Source organism: Paracoccus sp. (in: a-proteobacteria) (assembly GCF_032007265.1).
Classification (GTDB): domain Bacteria; phylum Pseudomonadota; class Alphaproteobacteria; order Rhodobacterales; family Rhodobacteraceae; genus Paracoccus.
In genome coordinates this window covers 1-1,629 of the sequence record NZ_DALZMB010000210.1, presented here as the reverse complement: position 1 = coordinate 1,629, position 1,629 = coordinate 1, and the positions used below count along the sequence as shown (strand labels likewise).

4 protein-coding genes are annotated in these 1,629 nt (G+C 57.9%); 3 read left to right on the top strand and 1 reads right to left on the bottom strand.

From position 1 onward, the window contains the following. The first annotated feature begins 118 nt into the window (after positions 1–118). Both RTS12_RS20760 and RTS12_RS20755 read left to right on the top strand, forming a co-directional pair. A complete protein-coding gene (locus RTS12_RS20760) occupies positions 119–730 on the top strand; it encodes a hypothetical protein (protein ID WP_312532064.1) in 612 nt (203 codons plus the stop codon). A 50-nt stretch (positions 731–780) separates the two neighbouring features. Further along, on the top strand, positions 781–1,059 hold the full coding sequence (locus tag RTS12_RS20755; RefSeq protein WP_312532063.1) for a hypothetical protein: 279 nt from the start codon (positions 781–783) through the stop codon (positions 1,057–1,059). Here the strand turns inward: RTS12_RS20755 and RTS12_RS20750 are convergent. Then, on the bottom strand, positions 1,056–1,271 hold the full coding sequence (locus tag RTS12_RS20750; RefSeq protein WP_312532062.1) for a hypothetical protein: 216 nt from the start codon (positions 1,269–1,271) through the stop codon (positions 1,056–1,058). The genes RTS12_RS20755 and RTS12_RS20750 overlap by 4 nt on opposite strands. 78 nt (positions 1,272–1,349) lie before the next feature. On the opposite strand from RTS12_RS20750, the gene RTS12_RS20745 reads away from it, so the two are divergent. Continuing rightward, positions 1,350–1,629: hypothetical protein (locus tag RTS12_RS20745; RefSeq protein ID WP_312532060.1), on the top strand; the 280-nt coding region annotated here is incomplete at its 3' end.

Genomic DNA, 1,629 nt, shown 5'->3' with positions numbered 1-1,629 from the left:
TCGTCGAAGTCGCCCGGCCGGTCTGCCGTATGCGCATGGTGACGGAGGCCGAGGGGCTATTTGATCAGTCCTTGTCCGTGCTGCCGACGGTTCAGGTCCAATTCACGGAGGCGATGTAATGGGCGCGCGCGAGGACTTGCTGGCCATCCCGGATGAGGTGCTGCGCAACGGCAGTATTGCCCAAGCGGTTCTGGTCCATATGGATTTCCAAGGTGCGCCAAAACGCTGGTGGACCGGGTTTGGTGATCTGTCAGTTGGTGGGCACACCTGGCAGGGCCTCGGCGACCTGATCGGGGTGAGCCAGATCGAAAGCAGCTACGCGCTATCAGCGCGCGAAGTGACCTTTACCGTCGCCGCCACCCCGGAAATGCTTGGTCTCGCGCTGGCGGACAAGGCCCGTGTACGCGACCGTGAGGTGTCGATCTATCTACAGCTTTTTGCCAATGCTACGATGGCGAACTTCACTCCCGGCGGCAGCGAGATCATGACGGGTGATCCCATCGGCTCACCAATGTCGCTCTTTACCGGAACCATGCAGCGCATGCCCTTCGAGGGAGAGGGGACTACCAAGCGCAGCGTCCAGCTTGAGGCTTGGGGCATCTGGATGAGGCGCAATGCCGCGCCGCGCGGACGCTGGACCGATAGTGATACCCGCGCGCGCTATCCCGGAGACCGAGGGCTTGAGCGTCTGCCGCTCTATGTCAATTATGAGACAAAATGGCGGTCGTGAGGCGGGCGGATGACCGTAAGCGTGAAAATTCAAATCAGTGGAGATCAGAAATGACAGCCCTGCCTGCAAACCCTTTGTTAACGCCTGCGCTCTTTGACGCGATGTTTGAGTGCCCAGAGTTTCAAGATCATCTCAAGAAGGCTTGGTTGGGATTTACAGCGGAAGCTGAAGCCAAGAAAGTTGCAGAGAAAATCGCCTGTGCTCGCAGCCATGGCACGGAGGGCATTTTACGGGAGGAATTTGGGGGCCGTATCGATGTGAACGGAGAGGAGGTTTCGGCACGACGCGCAGAGCTTCATGCCGAATTTGATCGTCGCTTTGGCGGTTAATCCTTTCCGCCAGGGATGCCCCATCCTTGACCATGCATTTTGGAAATATAGAAGTTCAATTCTTCTAGGCGCGCCTGAAGTTTTTCCTTTGTTTCCTCATCAGTCGTGAGCTCAGAAACGGCGTGCAGCAGCTGTCTGACTGAGCCGATTGTAATATCGATAACGCGGCTTCTGGCCTCGGCATCTGTCATTTTCACATCTTCGATAGACATGTGCTTCCTCCTTCACTCATCACAGGCTGAGGGTGGGGTCGTATTTCAGCTGAGTCGAGTCCATTCAAAGGGGGAAGCATGGCGGTAGTTCGAGAAGCCGGCGGCGACGACATCCCGCGCATCATCGACATGATCGAGGATTTGCGCGCGGCAGTTGCGGGTCCGATCACGGTCGATCGGATCTGGACGGCCAAGACCATCGCCGGGCTTATGACCGATCCACGTGGCGCGGTCTGGGTGAGTTCTGGTGGCTTTATCGCTGGGTCTCTGCGACCAACCGTCATCAGTCCTGCGCTGATCGCTTGTGAGCATGGCTGGTGGGCCTCAGACGGCACAGGCCTGCGGCTTCTGCGGGTGT

Coding starts and splice junctions, on each gene's coding strand:
- RTS12_RS20750 (WP_312532062.1), bottom strand. CDS start 1,271: ATGTCTATCGAAGATGTGAAAATGACAGATGCCGAGGCCAGAAGCCGC.
- RTS12_RS20755 (WP_312532063.1), top strand. CDS start 781: ATGACAGCCCTGCCTGCAAACCCTTTGTTAACGCCTGCGCTCTTTGAC.
- RTS12_RS20760 (WP_312532064.1), top strand. CDS start 119: ATGGGCGCGCGCGAGGACTTGCTGGCCATCCCGGATGAGGTGCTGCGC.